17 protein-coding genes and 3 tRNA genes are annotated in these 16,482 nt (G+C 33.9%); all 20 read right to left on the minus strand.

The annotated features are described in order from the left end of the window. Positions 1-97: 97 nt before the first annotated feature. Positions 98-171: transfer RNA gene (locus BUB80_RS18505), tRNA-Asp, on the minus strand. A gap of 33 nt (positions 172-204) precedes the next feature. Further along, a tRNA-Asp gene (locus BUB80_RS18510) sits at positions 205-278 on the minus strand. 33 nt (positions 279-311) lie between these two features. Beyond that, a tRNA-Asp gene (locus BUB80_RS18515) sits at positions 312-385 on the minus strand. A 136-nt stretch (positions 386-521) separates the two neighbouring features. After that, complete coding sequence (trxA, locus tag BUB80_RS18520) at positions 522-842, minus strand: thioredoxin (RefSeq protein ID WP_073296133.1); 321 nt, start codon at positions 840-842, stop codon at positions 522-524. Positions 843-927: 85 nt separating this feature from the next. Then, complete coding sequence (locus tag BUB80_RS18525) at positions 928-2,103, minus strand: cysteine desulfurase family protein (protein WP_073296136.1); 1,176 nt, start codon at positions 2,101-2,103, stop codon at positions 928-930. A gap of 2 nt (positions 2,104-2,105) precedes the next feature. Further along, positions 2,106-2,594, minus strand: coding sequence for a hypothetical protein (locus BUB80_RS18530; protein ID WP_073296138.1), 489 nt, complete (start codon positions 2,592-2,594; stop codon positions 2,106-2,108). Between the two features lie 23 nt (positions 2,595-2,617). Further along, positions 2,618-3,205 carry an HAD family hydrolase gene (locus BUB80_RS18535; protein WP_073296141.1) on the minus strand — a complete coding sequence of 196 codons (588 nt, stop codon included), beginning with the start codon at positions 3,203-3,205 and terminating at the stop codon, positions 2,618-2,620. Between the two features lie 196 nt (positions 3,206-3,401). Next, the gene (locus tag BUB80_RS18540) at positions 3,402-4,127 is read right to left on the minus strand and encodes an SDR family NAD(P)-dependent oxidoreductase (RefSeq protein ID WP_073296144.1); all 726 of its coding nucleotides are present in this window, start codon (positions 4,125-4,127) and stop codon (positions 3,402-3,404) included. After that, complete coding sequence (locus BUB80_RS18545; protein ID WP_073296147.1) at positions 4,128-5,447, minus strand: FAD-binding oxidoreductase; 1,320 nt, start codon at positions 5,445-5,447, stop codon at positions 4,128-4,130. It lies immediately after the preceding gene. Further along, positions 5,444-6,331, minus strand: a complete 888-nt coding sequence (locus BUB80_RS18550; RefSeq protein ID WP_073296150.1) for a decaprenyl-phosphate phosphoribosyltransferase — start codon at positions 6,329-6,331, stop codon at positions 5,444-5,446. The genes BUB80_RS18545 and BUB80_RS18550 overlap by 4 nt, the downstream gene beginning before the upstream one ends. 115 nt (positions 6,332-6,446) lie before the next feature. After that, entirely contained in the window at positions 6,447-7,136 is a 690-nt protein-coding gene (locus BUB80_RS18555) for a YiaD family glycine zipper/OmpA-like lipoprotein (RefSeq protein WP_073296153.1), read from the minus strand. A gap of 25 nt (positions 7,137-7,161) precedes the next feature. Beyond that, positions 7,162-7,656, minus strand: coding sequence for a lipocalin-like domain-containing protein (locus BUB80_RS18560; RefSeq protein ID WP_073296156.1), 495 nt, complete (start codon positions 7,654-7,656; stop codon positions 7,162-7,164). Between the two features lie 126 nt (positions 7,657-7,782). Beyond that, a complete protein-coding gene (locus BUB80_RS18565; RefSeq protein ID WP_073296159.1) occupies positions 7,783-9,456 on the minus strand; it encodes a S8 family serine peptidase in 1,674 nt (557 codons plus the stop codon). Between the two features lie 87 nt (positions 9,457-9,543). Further along, positions 9,544-10,161 (minus strand): WbqC family protein, encoded by a 618-nt coding sequence (locus BUB80_RS18570; protein ID WP_073296262.1) that lies wholly within the window; start codon positions 10,159-10,161, stop codon positions 9,544-9,546. 62 nt (positions 10,162-10,223) lie between these two features. Beyond that, on the minus strand, positions 10,224-11,882 hold the full coding sequence (gene lepB, locus BUB80_RS18575) for a signal peptidase I (RefSeq protein ID WP_073296161.1): 1,659 nt from the start codon (positions 11,880-11,882) through the stop codon (positions 10,224-10,226). Between the two features lie 113 nt (positions 11,883-11,995). Further along, positions 11,996-12,697, minus strand: a complete 702-nt coding sequence (dapB, locus tag BUB80_RS18580) for a 4-hydroxy-tetrahydrodipicolinate reductase (RefSeq protein WP_073296164.1) — start codon at positions 12,695-12,697, stop codon at positions 11,996-11,998. Positions 12,698-12,765: 68 nt separating this feature from the next. Beyond that, the gene (locus tag BUB80_RS18585; protein WP_073296167.1) at positions 12,766-13,404 is read right to left on the minus strand and encodes a DUF5683 domain-containing protein; all 639 of its coding nucleotides are present in this window, start codon (positions 13,402-13,404) and stop codon (positions 12,766-12,768) included. Beyond that, the gene (locus BUB80_RS18590; RefSeq protein ID WP_073296170.1) at positions 13,405-14,295 is read right to left on the minus strand and encodes a ParB/RepB/Spo0J family partition protein; all 891 of its coding nucleotides are present in this window, start codon (positions 14,293-14,295) and stop codon (positions 13,405-13,407) included. Between the two features lie 40 nt (positions 14,296-14,335). Then, positions 14,336-15,109 (minus strand): ParA family protein, encoded by a 774-nt coding sequence (locus BUB80_RS18595; protein WP_073296173.1) that lies wholly within the window; start codon positions 15,107-15,109, stop codon positions 14,336-14,338. 163 nt (positions 15,110-15,272) lie between these two features. Beyond that, the gene (locus tag BUB80_RS18600; RefSeq protein ID WP_073296176.1) at positions 15,273-16,130 is read right to left on the minus strand and encodes an energy transducer TonB; all 858 of its coding nucleotides are present in this window, start codon (positions 16,128-16,130) and stop codon (positions 15,273-15,275) included. Positions 16,131-16,482: the final 352 nt, after the last annotated feature.

A 16,482-nucleotide genomic window follows, 5' to 3' on the forward strand; every position in this document is an offset into this window, starting at 1 on the left:
GGGACTCGAACCCGCGACCTCCGCCGTGACAGGGCGGCATTCTAACCAGCTGAACTACCGGATCAATTTTTTTAAAGTAAATTGAGAAAACTTCTTGCGATCCGGACGGGACTCGAACCCGCGACCTCCGCCGTGACAGGGCGGCATTCTAACCAACTGAACTACCGGATCAATTTTTTTAAAGTAAATTGAGAAAACTTTCTGCGATCCGGACGGGACTCGAACCCGCGACCTCCGCCGTGACAGGGCGGCATTCTAACCAGCTGAACTACCGGATCAATTTTTTTAAAGTAAATTGAGAAAACTTCTTGCGATCCGGACGGGACTCGAACCCGCGACCTCCGCCGTGACAGGGCGGCATTCTAACCAGCTGAACTACCGGATCTTCTTTTACAACAACTTAGCGAAACTACCTCGTTTATTGTGGTTGCAAAAATACAACTTTTAAGTTAACTCGCAAATGTTTTACTTAAAAAAAATGCTTTCCAGTACGGAAAGCATTCAATATCAAAGTGATTTTTTTATAAATGAGCACTTAATTTTTCAGCGATCACCTCTTTTGGAGATACTCCAACAATTTTATCAACTACTTCACCGTCCTTAAAAATTAGAACTGTAGGGATATTTCTGATCCCATACTTCATTGAAATCTCCTGATTGTTGTCTACATCAACTTTTCCTACGATTGCTTTTCCATCAAAATCTGATGCAACTTCTTCGATGATTGGTCCCAATGTTCTACATGGTCCACACCATACTGCCCAAAAATCAACCAATACTGGTTGTGTATTTGATTTTGAAAGTATTTCCGCGAATGAGCTATCTGTAATTTCTAAAGCCATTTTTTTATTTCTTTTATTTAATTAATATTAATTCTTTTTTATCCTTAAATTCGATAGTCAAAATTACTACTTTTCAGTAATAAGACTATCTATGCTCAACATTTGTTTTTTCTATAGCATAGTCACTTGAAATCTCTTTCAGGGCATCAACCAACGAATCAATCTCAGCTTTAGTTGTTAAGTGGCTAAATGAGATACGTAAAGGCGTACAATTGTCCATTTCATCTTCAGATAAAACCATCATCATCACCATTGAAGGCTTTGATGCTCCTGAAGAACATGCGCTTCCCTGAGAAATGGCAATACCTTTCATGTCTAACTGAAGTCCGATCAAAGGATTTTTATATGGCAATAATGCGCTTAACACGGTATAAAGACTGTTCTCCTTTTCTGCACTTCTTCCGTTGAATTTAATCCCCGAAATCTCTGCGGATAATCTTTCAATTGCATAGTCTTTAATTTCCTGCATATGGGTTGCATACGCATCCATATTATTAATAGAAATTTCTAATGCCTTTCCTAAACCAACAATCCCTGCAACATTTTCAGTTCCTGCTCTCAGGCTTCTTTCCTGAGGTCCGCCTGTGATGATCCCCTTCAATCCTGATGCTTTTCTAATGAAAGCAAAACCAGCACCTTTTGGTCCATGGAATTTATGTGCACTGCAAGATGCAAAATCTACTGCAATATCAGAAAAATCTAACGGCATGTGAGCCATTGTCTGCACTGTATCTGAATGGAAAAGTGTATTATTCGCTTTGCATAATGTTGCAATTTTCTTAATATCTGTAATGTTTCCAACCTCATTATTGACATGCATTAAGCTTACTAAGGTCTTTTTATCAGAAGATTTTAATAATTCTTCCAATTTATTAAGGTCAATATCTCCTTTTTCATTCGGACGAATATATACTACCTCTACTCCTTTTCTACTTTTCATATCTAAAATACTCTCAGAAACACACTTGTGCTCCAAAGGAGAGCTAATGATTCTTTCAACCCCAAGGTTTTCTACGCTGGATTTGATGATCATATTGTTAGACTCTGTTCCGCAAGAGGTAAAGATAATCTCTGCCGGAGTAACGTGAAGATAATCTGCCACCTGTCTTCTTACATTTTCAATAAGAATTTTGGCTTCCTGTCCAAAGCTATGAGTTGAAGACGGATTTCCGAAATTCATCTTCATGGTACCTACCATTGCATCAATAACTTCTTCTGAAAGAGGCGTTGTTGCAGCATTATCTAAATATATTTTATTCATTATTATTTTGAATATTTTAATTCTACGGAATTGAACTGATAGTCTGAAGGAACGGTAAAGATTACCCAAGGATTTGAAATCACCTGTATTTCCATCCCGTCTGATTCTACGAACGGAACCTCAACATACAGAATATTATCTTTCACAGAAACACTTTTTATCTCTGCAATTCTATGATCTCCTGATCTGAACATTCCCAGATTATATAAAACTACCTTTTTATCTTTTGGAAACTTAGGATAATTGATTGCCGGTTCTTTTCCAACTTCTCCTATAAGATTTGAATTACCACCTTTTACAGATTTCTGAAGTTCTTGCTCGTTTTTAATAATGCTAAACCCAGGCTGATCTGTCCCGCCTTGAGATTCTGATACAAGAATTTCTGATTTTTTCTGCATTTGTTCTGATTTTTTGGGCGATTGACCTGTCTGAGAAACTGCAGTTGTGCAGCTTATAGAGAGTGCCAGAAGCCCAATAAGTAGTTTATTCATTTTACATTTTTACTTACCCAAAATTAGTGAAAAAATTGGTAATGTCCTTCATTTGCCCATTTAAGCATTTGCTTATCTCCTGAAGTATCTCCGAAAGCAATGATTTTATCGTACTTAGAATTATTAATTTCTTCCTTTATTCTCATTAGTTTCTCAATTCCATTACAGTTTTTGCCAATGAAATTTCCTGTAAAAACACCGCCTTTAAACTCTGCACGCGTAGAAACAAGCTGCATTTGTAAAGCTTCAGCAAATGGCTTTGTCCAAATATCTAGTGAGGCAGTTACCAATAAACTTTGTGTATTATTCCTATCGATATTATTAATAAAATCCATAGCATTTTCGCGAACAATCTTTGGATAATGATGTTCAAAAAACTGTTTTGATTTTTTCTCTATTTTTTCCTGAGTCTGCCCTTTTAAAATAGATCCTATAAAACTTTTCTTCACTTTTTCAGTATCTGCCAATTTTAGTTTCAATAAAATAAAAAGGGGAATATGACGCATAAATTGCACCCGAAACTTTGTAGAATCATAAAATTTCAGATACATAAACATGGTATCCTTGTAGGTAAGGGTTCCGTCAAAATCAAAACAATACAATTTTTTCATTGGTTTTTTGTTTTTCTTATCTAATTCTATTTTAATGCAAAGATTGCAAAGAATTATTTTAAAATCTACTGCTTTTAAGTTCGCAAAAATATTTCATTTAATATATAAACGCAAATCTTTACGAATTTAAGATATTTACAGTAAATATCCTTTCTTATTTAAATTTTAACCCTTTCTATTAAAACAGATTATTATTTTAAAGTTTTAATTTTTTAAATATAAATTCGGGAATATTCCTGATGACCATCATGATAATACCCCAAATCGGTAAAACGTATACTACATTTTTCTGCTTTTTAAAAGCTTTATAAATACAAGCTGCCGCCTGTTTTGGTGTTGCTGTTAATTTAGGATTTAGGGGTAAGCCTTCAGTCATTTTGGTTGCCATAAAACCAGGCTTTACCGTCATGACATGAATCTTTTTATCAAACAGATAATTCCTCAAACCACTTAAATATGCTGTAAAAGCTGCTTTGGCACTTCCATAAATAAAATTACTCTGTCTTCCTCTATCCCCTGCTACAGATGACAATCCGATAATAGTTCCGGATCTTCTGTTTTCAAATTTATGAGCAAAATAATTCATTACAGGAACTAACTTTGAGTAATTAATGTTAATAATCCTCTCTGTATTCTTATTATCAAACAGAGCTTCCTCTGTTCCCTCACCTAGATATCCTGTTGCACAAAATAAAACATTAGAATTTACATGATCAAATTGAGTATAATCAATTTCTTTCGTCAGATCCAACTCTATGATTTCAGATTGCTGTAAAAACATCACATCAATATGTCTTGCAAATCTTTCTGTAGTTTCTTTACTTGAGGTAAAAAGGTATATCCTTTCATACTTCTCTCCTTCTTGCAAAGCTTTTTCAACAAAAGCCTGAGCTACCTCAGACGTACTTCCTAGAACTATCATTTATGAATTATTATTTAGGATTCTTTTGTGCTGTAAAGACACAAATTTAGGACTTCTAACATTTTTAAGATAATTGGTAAGAGAAGATTTGCTCATACTGTCTTTCGTAAGATAAATTCTTCCACCAAACTCCTGAACAATATTATCCAGTTGCTCTACCAATTTTTTAAGTTTTGAATTGACTTTAAAATCCAATGCTAATGTGTAACCTTCAAACGGAAAAGAGTTATATGCTTCTGGATTGTTCTTTCCGAAAAGCTTTAAAACTGCCAAGAAAGAGCCATTTCCACTATTTGCAATGGTTTCAAGAATTTTTTTCATTCCTTCTTTACCTGTCTCTTTAGGAATAACCATTTGGTATTGGATGAAACCGGATTTACCGTAAATTTTGTTCCAATCATTCACAGCATCTAAAGGATAGAAAAATGTCTCATAATCTATAAAACTTTTTACCTCTTTTTTAGACTGCTTTTTATAATACAACAGATTAAAGATCTTTACTGTTAATGAATTCAATGCAAAATTTGGAAAGTAAAAAGGAACAGTTGGTTGAAACTTCTTTTTTAATCTTAATACATTTTTGGTAAGATTTTGAGGAAGCTCATGTTGAAAAGCATGCTCTCCTCTCATTAAAATACTTCTTCCAATATCTTTGCCTTTTTGAAGGCAATCAATCCAGGCAACGGTGTACGTCCAGTTTTCGCTTTCTTCAAATAATTTGAAAATTTCATCAAGATTCTCTGCTTTAATACTTTCCTGACGAATATAAGCAGACTCTATATTTTTAAGCTTAAATTTTGCCGTTAGAATGATTCCTGTAAGACCCATTCCACCAATAGTAGCCCAGAATTTCTCTATATTTTCTTCTCTGGAGCATGTTAGAATTTCTCCGTTTTCAGTCATCAATGTAAACTCAATTACATACTCTGAAAAACAACCTTCTGCATGGTGGTTTTTACCATGAACATCAGAAGCGATTGCACCACCAATGGAAACAAATTTAGTTCCCGGTGTTACGTATAGAAAATATCCTTGCGGAACAGAAATTTCAAGAACTTCGGAAAGTAAAACTCCCGATTCACATTCTAACACTCCGTTTAAGCGGTCAAAACTTATAAATTTATTTAATTTTTTTGTAGAAAATATATGTTCTCCCAATGAGGCATCTCCGTAACATCTACCGTTACCTCTCGCGATAACTTCATTATGATTGAGTACAAAATCTTTTATTTTTTTGAAGCTGTCTTCAGACTTCATTTCTTTTTCCACTATGGGAAAATTACCCCAGTTTGTAACTTTTTGTATAAAATTCGGCTTCATTTTTTAAAATAAATTTGGATTAAAAATGCAGCAACCCACAATATTAAGGTAACCTGTATATATCTGTCTCTGTAAACAATTTTGGTAGGAGATTCTGTTCTGTTGTACACCAACGTCTGTTGTAGGTATCTTAAAAATGCAAATACAACAAAAATAACGGTATAAAATACTCTCTCATGAAATCTTGCCTGTACTTCAGGTGATAATGTAAACATTAAATAACATAAAATTGCTAATGTTACTGAGATTGAAAGTGCAATATCTGCAAACTGCACGTTGTATCCATCTAATGCTTTTCTTGTTTTTCCTGAAACCTGAGCGTTGATAAGCTCGCCTCTTCTTTTTCCAATTGCCAATACCAATGCCAACACAAATGTTAACAAGATTGCCCATTGTGAAATATTAATTCCTGTAATATAACCCCCTGCCAGAACTCTTAAAACGAATCCTGTAGCAATGATGAAAATATCAATAATCGGAACATGTTTTAATTTGAAAGTGTAGGCCAGATTCATAACAAAGTAGAATCCTATAATAACAGCAAATTTCCAAAGATTTTCATGGAAATAACTTTGTGCTAGGAATACAAGCACGATATCTAAAATCATGATCCCAATAAGGATTATTACTGCCTGTGATTTTGATATAGCACCGCTTGCCAAAGGTCTTCTTCGTTTTTCAGGATGTTGCCTGTCTGCTTCAATATCATTATAATCATTCAGAATATAAACAACACTTGCCGCCAGTGAAAAAATAATAAAAGCAAAAATACTCTTACTAAGTAAATCTACATTTTTAATATTACCTGAAAAAAAGAGGGGAACAAATACAAATAGGTTTTTCACCCATTGTTCTACACGGAGTAGTTTTAAATATTTCTTCATTTATGTTAATTCAATTGCAAAAATAACGAAATTCTAATTAAAAAAATAACGTCTTAAAAATACAAAAAAAAACCGCCGAAGCGGTCTTTACGAAAATATTTATATATTAAATTAATTACTGCCCTTGCTTAGCATCATTAATCATTTTTTCATTTGCTGTAATAGCAAATTCTACTCTTCTGTTTTTAGCTCTTCCTGCATCTGTATCGTTTGAAGCTACAGGCATTGTTTTACCTTCTCCTTTAGCAAACATTCTGTTAGAAGCAATACCTTTACTAGACAAATAAGATTTTACAGCCTCTGCTCTTCTTTGTGAAAGCTTCATGTTGTAATCATCTGCTCCTTTGCTATCTGTGTGTCCGTAGATATTAATATTAGTATCCGGATTATTTACAAGAACCTGAGCCAATTTATCTAAGTTAGTTTGCGCTACAGACGTAAGGTTTGAAGAATCAAAAGCAAAATTTACAATGCTTTCATTCATTGTAATTTTAATACCATCTCCTACTCTTTCTACTTCAGCTCCCGGTAAAGTTTCTTTAATATCTTTAGCCTGCTTATCCATTTTATTACCAATAACGTTACCAGCAACACCACCAATAATACCTCCTAATACAGCTCCTAATGCAGAATTTTTACCACTTCCTACATTATTTCCTAAAATACCTCCTAATACTGCTCCTGAAGCAACACCAACTGCAGTACCTCTTTGCTGGTGATTAGAATTTTGTACAGCCTCACAACTTGTCAACAACAATGCTGATGATAAGAATAGGCCTCCGATATATGATTTATTAAATTTCATCTTTTTAATCTTTTATGTTTATTAATTATTTCATTCCCGCTCTCTCGAAGTTGTAAACTACTCTTACATTACTTCCTTCAAACGAAACATTTTGTTCTAGTGAAAATTGATCTGTTGATTGATTAATCACATTCAAAGTATACCCTGCTATATTTTGCTTAGCTTTAGTTCCGTCAGCAATTTTTTTGAACATAAAAGTACTTCCGTCTTTTACTTCAAATTTAATAGGCTGCGTAAATCCAGAGCCACAGTTTCCACCACCGTTTACGGTAATAGCTCCTGTATAGTTATTCGGAATAAATCTCCAATGACTTCCTACAAAGCATTGTGCATCTATTCCTTCGTCAAAAGGTTTGATTTTAAATCCTTTCTCATAATTCACACTCACAATTTGCCAATCTCCTTTTAATTTTAGAAATTCTGATCTTTGACTCTGTGATGTTTCAGCTTTCTTAACTGTGGAACAAGACACTGCAAAAAGTGATATTCCTAACATCCCTGCAAGTAGTAACTTTTTCATTTTGTTGTTTATTATTTTTGTTACTATAAAGTTATAAAAAACCGTGCCAAAATTGCAAAATAAAAATAAAAAAAGTCCGAAAAATTCGGACTCTGTTCACTTCAACCTTAAATACAGGGAGATATGTTATTTTTTAACAGTCTTTTTTACGGATTTCGTAGCTTTTTTCACTTCAGAAGATTTTCCATTGTAGAAATTCGTGTAAGCGTATTCAGCAGCTCTTTTCACATCTATAACTCCTCCAGCCTGTGAAAAATCACTAAAACCATTAATTGTACTTGGATTGCTAGATTTTACTAAAGCCTCAATTATCTGGTCTGGTTTTAAATTCGGCATATAAGCCAATAAAACAGCAGCAGCTCCAGCTACAACGGGAGAAGCCATTGAAGTTCCCTGAAGGTATTTATATCCACTTTTCGTAACTGTAGAATAAATCTGCTCACCCGGAGCAAATACATTCACTTTATTTTTATTGAAGTTTGAGAAACTAGCTCTCAAAGCATCATTTTTGTTCGTACTTGCACCCACCACAATAACGTTATTTACAAGTGGCTTTTCGTCTGTAACATTTTTATAGTTGGTAGGATAAGCCACATGCTCAGTAACATCTTCATTTTCATTACCTGCAGCTTTTACTAAAAGAACTCCTTTATCTTCGGCATATTTGAAAGCATCCCAAACAACGCTCTTACCTGGAGAAACTGGCTTACCAAAACTCATATTCAACACTTTAGCACCATTGTCTACAGCATATCTGATAGCGTTTGCAACATCCTTATCTCTTTCATCTCCATTGGGAACCGTTCTTACCGACATGATTTTTGCAACCTTAGAAGCTACTCCATACTGAACTTCTTTTCCCTGAGGCAATCCTGCGATTATCCCGGCAACGTGTGTTCCGTGAGTCGCATCAGGACCTTCGTAATGATTGTTTCCGTAGATTCTTTCAGAATAGTCATCATAATTATCACCTACTATTGCTTTTCTTGGATCATAGCTTAAATCATATTGCTGAGCTTGAGGAGTAACCGACTCAAGAGCTTCCTTCATTTCGTCTTTCATTGCTTTTTCAAAATCTGCAGGAGATTTCCCCTGAAATTCAGGGTTTTGTGCAACCTGTCCCAACACATTAAGAGCAATTGCATCCTTTTGATCCGTAGGAGCTTTGATAGCTGCAATATTTTCAGCGCTTATTGATTTCCCCGCTAATAATCTTACCATATTAGGGATAAGGTCATTAATCATTGTATAGGTTTGCAAAGCTTGTCTTCCTTCAACACTTTTCTTAGTGAAAAGATCTTTAGCCTTCATATACATTGCGAAGTCTTCCGGCATTTTAGCTTGATTTGCTTTATTTTTTGCAGAATCATCTCCTTCGAAAACAGGCTTATATTTAGCAACAACTCTCGTCACCTCCATATTATCAACATCTATATCGCCGTTCTTTCCACCAATGAAATTCCATCCGTGAACATCGTCAATATATCCGTTTCCATCATCATCTTTACCGTTATTTGGAATTTCGTTAGGGTTTGACCAAACATTTTTCACCAAACCTGGATGATCAACCTGAACACCACTATCTAAAACTCCAACAACAACAGTTGTAGGTTTAAGGCCTTTAGATTCTAAATATTTATAAGCATTTTCCGTATTTACACCATATACTTTTGAGGTAGCAAAGTCTTTGTGATACCAAGTCATTAGGTCTTTATCCTGATTTGCGTCAACTTTAGCTTCCTGAGCAAAAGTGAAACTAAAACCTGCTAAAAAAACAGCTGCTAATAATACCTTTTTCATATGTCGTTGTTTATATTATTTTTAAAAATCGTAGGTAATCACTTATGTTAAAAGATTCATCGTCTTTCAAAATAAAGTGATTTCATACTAATATGATTGTTTAATATTTTTAAGATAAGTCAAAGATTCAGGTCCTTTGTTACAAATAAGGTCCAAAATCGTTAAGTCTTTTAAAACCCCAAATTTATCCGAGAAAGTCTGATAGTATTCTACCATTTCAAACTCAGAATCTGATTTCGCAGAAAACTTTTCTCTGAAATTAATCTGTTCAGGATTTTTGATGTATTCTACATTCAAAGAGTGTGCCTTTTCTGTTTTTAAAATACTTTGAAGAATTTCAATCACTTTTAAATTAAAATTCAACAAATATTTTTCCTCCAATTCATATATCTTCTTCAATTTATCTTCGTAAAATTCAAAATAAGGAGACCCTTGGTAAGCTGTTTTAATAGACTTCCAATGAAGGCTTCGCCAATCTTCTCTATAGGAGATTTCTGTATCTTTAAACTCTCTATTCCCAGTGTGACTGATTGGGATGATTAATGTCAATTTTCCGTTTGCTCCAAAAATATTGGTTCTGCTTCTGTATGTCTGTTTTGGAAAACTTTCAAATTGCTCAAATAAAACTTCATTCTCAGCATCTAAAAAAACTGAAAACCAAGAAATTGGTGGTAAATAAAATACCGGTAATAATACATTCTTCATAATCATAATACAAAAATGAAGTATTTTCTCAAATACTTCATTTTATTTCTAATTTATTTTAACTATAAATCTTCTTCTGTTTTTTTCTTTTTTCCAAATAGTTTCATGAAATACTCCCATCCAAAGAATAAGATAAGAATCATCGCTGCAATCCACCAATATGAAGTTTTATTAGCTTCACCCGTGTTTGTTGCTTTAAACATTCTCTCCCAACGAATCTTTTTTGGAGCCTGATATGTAGAGCTAGCATCCGCAAAAGCTCCCTGCACACTCATCCATGTAAACATTGGTTTACCAACAATATTTTCTTCAGGAACAAAACCAAAGAATCTAGCATCCAAAGAAGCATCTCTATTGTCTCCCACCATCATAAAATAATCTTGTTTGATTGTATATTGACTCGCTTCTTTTCCGTTGATGAAAATTTTATCGTTTTTCTTTTCTAAACTGTTATGTTCATATTCAGAAATAATCCATTGATACATTGGTAACGTTTCTTTGTTGATAGCTACAACATCCCCCTTCTTAGGAATTCTAACCGGTCCATACCAATCCTGATTCCAAGGTTTGTTAACAGGAAAAATAGACTGTGTTGTATCAATGCTTTTTGTATATGCTGTTTTATCAGCATTTAATTTATATGAAATCGTAGCAGAATCTTTAGGATACATATTCTCCGTCATGTTAATAACATTCGGTAGAGCTTTGATCTCTGCAGCAGTTTTATCTGTTAATCCTTGGAAAGCATACATAAATCCTTTCTCTGTCTGCATTTCTCTTACAGGTAAAAACCCATACGTATTATATAAACTAGGAATATCTAATTGAGATCCTGTATTTACAGTATACCCATGCTGAACTTCCTGATCTCCAAGAACAACTTCCGGCTTATTATTAACAAAAAGTCTTCCAGCTCTCATTTCAAAAACATCACCTGCAGCAGCTACACATCTTTTTACATAAGGATCTTTTCTGTCAATTGCTGTGTGTACAGAATCTTGAGGGTAGTTGAAAACAACAATGTCATTTCTCTGAGGCTTGCTAAACTGAAGTAATCTTTCGTAAGGAAGCTTCACTCCATCTACATAAGATTTAGGATCATCTTTAGGGTTTCCTTTTTCACCAGCATCAAAAATAGTTCCCTGTAAGAAAGGTATTGCTAAAGGACGCATCGGAAGCCTATAACCGTAGCTCCATTTATTTACAAAAAGGAAATCACCCACCAACAACGTTCTTTCCATAGATCCTGTAGGAATCCCGAAAGGCTGTGTTACAAAAGTGTGAATAATTGTTGCAAATACAACAGCGAAAGTAATAGAACCAATAAAAGAATCCTTCTTCTTAGCGTTTTTCTCTTCGTCGGTTAAGAATAATTCGTTTTCATCTTCTAACTCTACATCTTTGGAATAGTTCACACTTGCCATATAAATAAACGGAAGGATCACCGTAAGCAACTGATGTTGGAATAGACTTTTTCCAAATTTCTTCATTAAATACACATGAAAAACAGACATCATGATTGGACCAATAATCGGTAAATACGATAAAAGAACCCACCATTTCGGGTGTTTTGTTTCTTTTAAAATAATGAAATAATTGTAAAAAGGGATAAACGCAAATAGCGGACTATATCCTAATTTTTTGAACAGCTTCCAAGTGGAAAGCCCCATTAGTAAAGATAAAATGAGGACGTATACTGTATAAGTTAAAAAATAATTCATAAATTTTTGTGCCTAATCTATAATATAAGTAATGCGTAATGTACAATAGGTAATAAAAACCTTTCTGATTATACCCTATTATTAGTTGATGATATAAGGAGTTTGTTACAAAATTAAAGACCTAAAACATCTTTCATTGTGAAATTTCCTTTTTTATCTTTTATCCATTCTGCAGCGACTACAGCGCCTAATGCAAAACCGTTTCTATTGAACGCCGTGTGCTTGATTTCAATTTCATCTACCTCACTTCTGTAAAACACACTGTGAGTTCCAGGAACTTCATCTTCACGCACTGCAAAAATTCCTAATTGATCTCCTTGAGTTTCTTCCAGCTTCCATGCATTAAACTTTGGATTGTGCTTAAAAATACCTTCAGCAATAGAAATTGCAGTTCCACTTGGTGCATCAAGTTTGTGAACGTGATGAATCTCTTCTAATTGACAAGAATATTCATCAACATTTTTCATTAAATCAGCCAATTTTTCATTTAAAGCAAAAAATAAATTCACTCCTAAACTAAAATTTGAACCATATAAAAATGCGGTATTATTTTGAACCGCTATTTTTTCAATTTCTTCTTTTTTATCCAGCCAACCTGTTGTTCCACTAATAACAGGAATCTGATTTTCAAGACAAGCTTTAATATTGTTATAAGCTACTTCCGGTAAAGAAAATTCAATAACAACATCTGGATTATTAAGATTTTCAGCAGTAGGAGTTTCTTTTAATCTGGCAACTACTTCATGACCTCTCTTTGTGGCAATCTCATCAATGATCTTCCCCATTTTACCATATCCAACTAATGCTATTTTCATATTTCTTTTATTTAGCTATTTGTTTTTATTTTAAAATGCAAAGTGCATAATAATTAAAAACTTTTTAATTAAAATCTATAACTTAAACTTACCCCTGTTTTTGGAGGACTGATACCATATTGATCCTGAATAACTGCAGGACTAAAAGAAAGATCCGGGTCATGACGGCTTTCGTAAAGGTGCGCATCTACAACGGCATCTACAATATTCAGAATATAAATTAATCCTGTGATTGCAATGGCATAATCTCTTTGTCTTTTGGATCTGTCCTGGGCATTTCCCAGAGCAACTTTATCTAACCAAGGGTGACTGTCAACAAATTCATTAGGAGTACCATTCAGTTTGGCAACATAGTACTCTCTGTACTTTTTATATTGCTTGTCATTCCACATTGCAATTCCTACACCTGCTCCCACTGCTCCCCAAACAATAGGAACTTTCCAATATTTTTTATTGTAGAACTGTCCTAATCCCGGTAAAACGGCAGAATATAATCCGGCTCTGGTAGGATTAAGTTTTAATGTTTTTCTGGTAGGTCCATTCGCTCCTTCAAGTTCTGCAACTATTTTAGCTTCAGATTTTGCTGGTTTTACCGCAGAGATACTATCTTTCGGATGGTGTTCTACCCGAATAGTATCGTTACGGTTTACTTGTGAATATGCAACAGCAAACAGACACAAGAAAAAAGTGAAAAATAATTTCTTCATTTATTTAATATGAGATAAAATATATTCCAGCTCGTCTTCATTTTTGAAATCCAGAACAATTTTACCTTTTTTACCATTTCCAGAGGATTTAATCTCCACTTTAACTTCTAAAATATCAGCAATTGTTTTTTGTACTCTCTTATAGTTATTCGAAAGTTCAATTTTTGCTTTTTTAGCAGCTGGTGACTTTGGTGTTTTTAATGCAGCAGCAGCTTGTTCTGTCTGACGAACATTTAGTTTTTCTTTAATAATTAAATCAAATAAAACCTGCTGATCTTCTTCATTTTCAAGACTGATGATTGCTCTACCGTGTCCCGCAGAAATTTCACCGCTTCTGATTGCATTTTGAATATCCGGATTTAATCTTAATAATCTGATGGTATTGGTAATTGTACTTCTGTCTTTTCCAACTCTCTGACTTAGGTTCTCCTGAGTCAACCCAATCTCATCCATCAATCTTTGATACGTTAAAGCAATTTCAATTGCATCAAGATCTTCTCTCTGGATGTTTTCTACAAGAGCCATCTCAAGAAGCTCCTGATCATTTACCAAACGGATATAAGACGGAATTGAAGTTAACCCCGCAAGCTTACTCGCTCTGAAACGTCTTTCCCCAGATATAATTTCAAACTTTTCACCATCTTTTCTTACGGTAATTGGCTGAATTACCCCTAAGTTTTTAATAGACAGGGCAAGTTCATTTAATGCCTTTTCATCAAAATAGCTTCTTGGCTGAGTGGGGTTCGGATAAATATCTTCAAGTGCTACCTCTACGATATTCCCTACAAACTTATCTGCTCCTTCATCAGTCGCAGAATTAACACTCGCTTTTGACTCAGCACTTAAAATTGCTCCTAAACCACGTCCCATAGCTCTTTTTTTGTCCTTCATAGTATGCTTTAAGCTTTAAGCTTATGGCTCTAAGCCTTTTTTAATTCTTAATTAAATTCTCGTTCTTCAATAAAACCTCTTCTGCCAATTGAATATATTGGATTGCTCCTTTACTTTCGGCATCATAATTTAAGATACTTTCACCAAAACTTGGCGCTTCACTTAATCTTACGTTTCTACTGATGATTGTTTCAAAAACCATTTCAGGGAAATGTGAGTTTACCTCTTCCACTACCTGATTAGACAATCTTAATCTGCTATCATACATTGTTAAAAGCAAACCTTCAATATCCAGGTCTTTATTATGAATTTTCTGAACATTTTTAATCGTGTTCAATAATTTCCCTAATCCTTCTAATGCGAAATACTCACATTGAATTGGAATAATTACAGAATCTGCTGCTGTAAGCGCATTGATTGTAATCAAACCTAAACTCGGAGCACAATCAATAATAATATAATCATAATCATCTCTTACAGATGCCAATGCTTTTTTAAGCATATACTCACGATTTTCTTTATCTACCAATTCAATTTCTGCCGCAACCAAATCTATATGAGATGGAACGATATCCAAGTTCGGTGTAGAGGTTTGTTTGATACAATTTCTTGTTTCAACGCTGTGCTCTAACAGGTTATATGTAGAATACTGAACACCTTCAACTCCTAAACCGGATGTTGCATTTGCTTGAGGATCAGCATCAATGATTAATATTTTCTTTTCTAATACCCCTAATGCTGCCGCTAAGTTTACAGCTGTTGTCGTTTTTCCAACTCCTCCTTTTTGATTAGCGATACCTATGATTTTTGCCATTATTAGAACTTTAAGCTTCAAAAATACACATTTTTCTTTGCTATTAATGAGTGATGAAAATGAAAATTGAGTTAAAATACTGTTAATTAGCTTTTTAAGTATAAAAAAAATTATCCACAAAAATTAGCTTTTTGTGGATAACTGTCAAGATATGTTATAATTATTAATTCTCAAACTTCATTGAGATTGGAAATTTGAAATAACTTCTTACGGCTTCGCCTTGTTTGTTTTTTCCAGGATTCCATTTTCCTCTGATAGATTTAATGGTTCTGATCGCTTCACTGTTGAAATCTGCATCTTTACCATCTGCTTTCAGTCCAGAAATCGTACCGTTAGTTTCAACAATGAAAGTAACAGTAGTTTTCATAACCCCATCAGTTTCGAATCCAGCACCATCAAAATTATTCATTACTTTCGTTCTGAAAGAATTAATTCCTCCATCATAACTTGCTTCAACTGCAAGCTCACCTTCTCCTGCAATGTGATTATCTGGAACTTTTGGCTCAACTTTCACTTGAATAGGTGGCGCAGTAATCGGTCCATTTCCAATGACTGGAACAGGAGGTGCATATGTATCAGGTTTTACTGGTTCACCTTTAAAATTATCTATCAAACCTGCAGCTGCATCTTTAGGTCTTTCCTGTTTAATAGGTTCAACAGCATCCTTTTTAGGGGTAGGAACTGAACTGTCATATTGTTTCTGATTAGGAGGTGAAACAGGTTCAACAGGCTTGATAATCTGCACAGGCGGAGTATCTACCGGTGGATCAATTTTTTTTAATTTAATAACTACTGGTGGACCATCTGTAGGTACATGTATAGTAGAAGGCTCATTATTAAACGCAGAAATTATTAGTGGGGTAATTGAAATAGCAGCCAACAAACTCACTCCTATAAAAAGTGCTTTTGTTAGTATTCTGTCCGACTCATTTCTTAAAGCATAAGCGCCATATTCTTTGTTACGGTGCTCGAATAGGATTTCATTAAAGCGAAATTCCTGATTAGTGTTTAGGTGTTTCATCACTTAAAATATTTAAACTGTTAATATAAGGTGATTATTAGTTTTAGTAGCTCTTATCGATAAGTACTGTTTCAATATCAAAAAATTTGCCAAAAAATTATTAAAAAGTTAAATTTTCAAAAACTTATATAACAATTTGAAAATTTAACTATATTCAAAATAATAACAATCTAGAAACAAGGGGTATAGAATTTTTATTTTTCAATGATATTTGAATTTAAAAATAAAAAATTCAATTAAAAACAGAAAACAATAAAAACTATCCTTCAAAAACAAATAATTATTAATATCATCATAGTATAAACCAAGTCTACATTAAGAATCAATATCGCCTTTATATTAGCATCTTCTG

Source organism: Chryseobacterium polytrichastri, assembly GCF_900142445.1.
In the GTDB taxonomy this organism is placed as follows: domain Bacteria; phylum Bacteroidota; class Bacteroidia; order Flavobacteriales; family Weeksellaceae; genus Chryseobacterium; species Chryseobacterium polytrichastri.

Coding starts and splice junctions, on each gene's coding strand:
- lepB (WP_073296161.1), bottom strand. CDS start 11,882: ATGAATTATTTTTTAACTTATACAGTATACGTCCTCATTTTATCTTTA.
- BUB80_RS18590 (WP_073296170.1), bottom strand. CDS start 14,295: ATGAAGGACAAAAAAAGAGCTATGGGACGTGGTTTAGGAGCAATTTTA.
- BUB80_RS18550 (WP_073296150.1), bottom strand. CDS start 6,331: ATGAAGAAATATTTAAAACTACTCCGTGTAGAACAATGGGTGAAAAAC.
- BUB80_RS18545 (WP_073296147.1), bottom strand. CDS start 5,447: ATGAAGCCGAATTTTATACAAAAAGTTACAAACTGGGGTAATTTTCCC.
- BUB80_RS18525 (WP_073296136.1), bottom strand. CDS start 2,103: ATGAATAAAATATATTTAGATAATGCTGCAACAACGCCTCTTTCAGAA.
- BUB80_RS18555 (WP_073296153.1), bottom strand. CDS start 7,136: ATGAAATTTAATAAATCATATATCGGAGGCCTATTCTTATCATCAGCA.
- BUB80_RS18595 (WP_073296173.1), bottom strand. CDS start 15,109: ATGGCAAAAATCATAGGTATCGCTAATCAAAAAGGAGGAGTTGGAAAA.
- BUB80_RS18560 (WP_073296156.1), bottom strand. CDS start 7,656: ATGAAAAAGTTACTACTTGCAGGGATGTTAGGAATATCACTTTTTGCA.
- BUB80_RS18535 (WP_073296141.1), bottom strand. CDS start 3,205: ATGAAAAAATTGTATTGTTTTGATTTTGACGGAACCCTTACCTACAAG.
- dapB (WP_073296164.1), bottom strand. CDS start 12,697: ATGAAAATAGCATTAGTTGGATATGGTAAAATGGGGAAGATCATTGAT.
- BUB80_RS18530 (WP_073296138.1), bottom strand. CDS start 2,594: ATGAATAAACTACTTATTGGGCTTCTGGCACTCTCTATAAGCTGCACA.
- BUB80_RS18600 (WP_073296176.1), bottom strand. CDS start 16,130: ATGAAACACCTAAACACTAATCAGGAATTTCGCTTTAATGAAATCCTA.
- BUB80_RS18565 (WP_073296159.1), bottom strand. CDS start 9,456: ATGAAAAAGGTATTATTAGCAGCTGTTTTTTTAGCAGGTTTTAGTTTC.
- BUB80_RS18585 (WP_073296167.1), bottom strand. CDS start 13,404: ATGAAGAAATTATTTTTCACTTTTTTCTTGTGTCTGTTTGCTGTTGCA.
- BUB80_RS18570 (WP_073296262.1), bottom strand. CDS start 10,161: ATGAAGAATGTATTATTACCGGTATTTTATTTACCACCAATTTCTTGG.
- trxA (WP_073296133.1), bottom strand. CDS start 842: ATGGCTTTAGAAATTACAGATAGCTCATTCGCGGAAATACTTTCAAAA.
- BUB80_RS18540 (WP_073296144.1), bottom strand. CDS start 4,127: ATGATAGTTCTAGGAAGTACGTCTGAGGTAGCTCAGGCTTTTGTTGAA.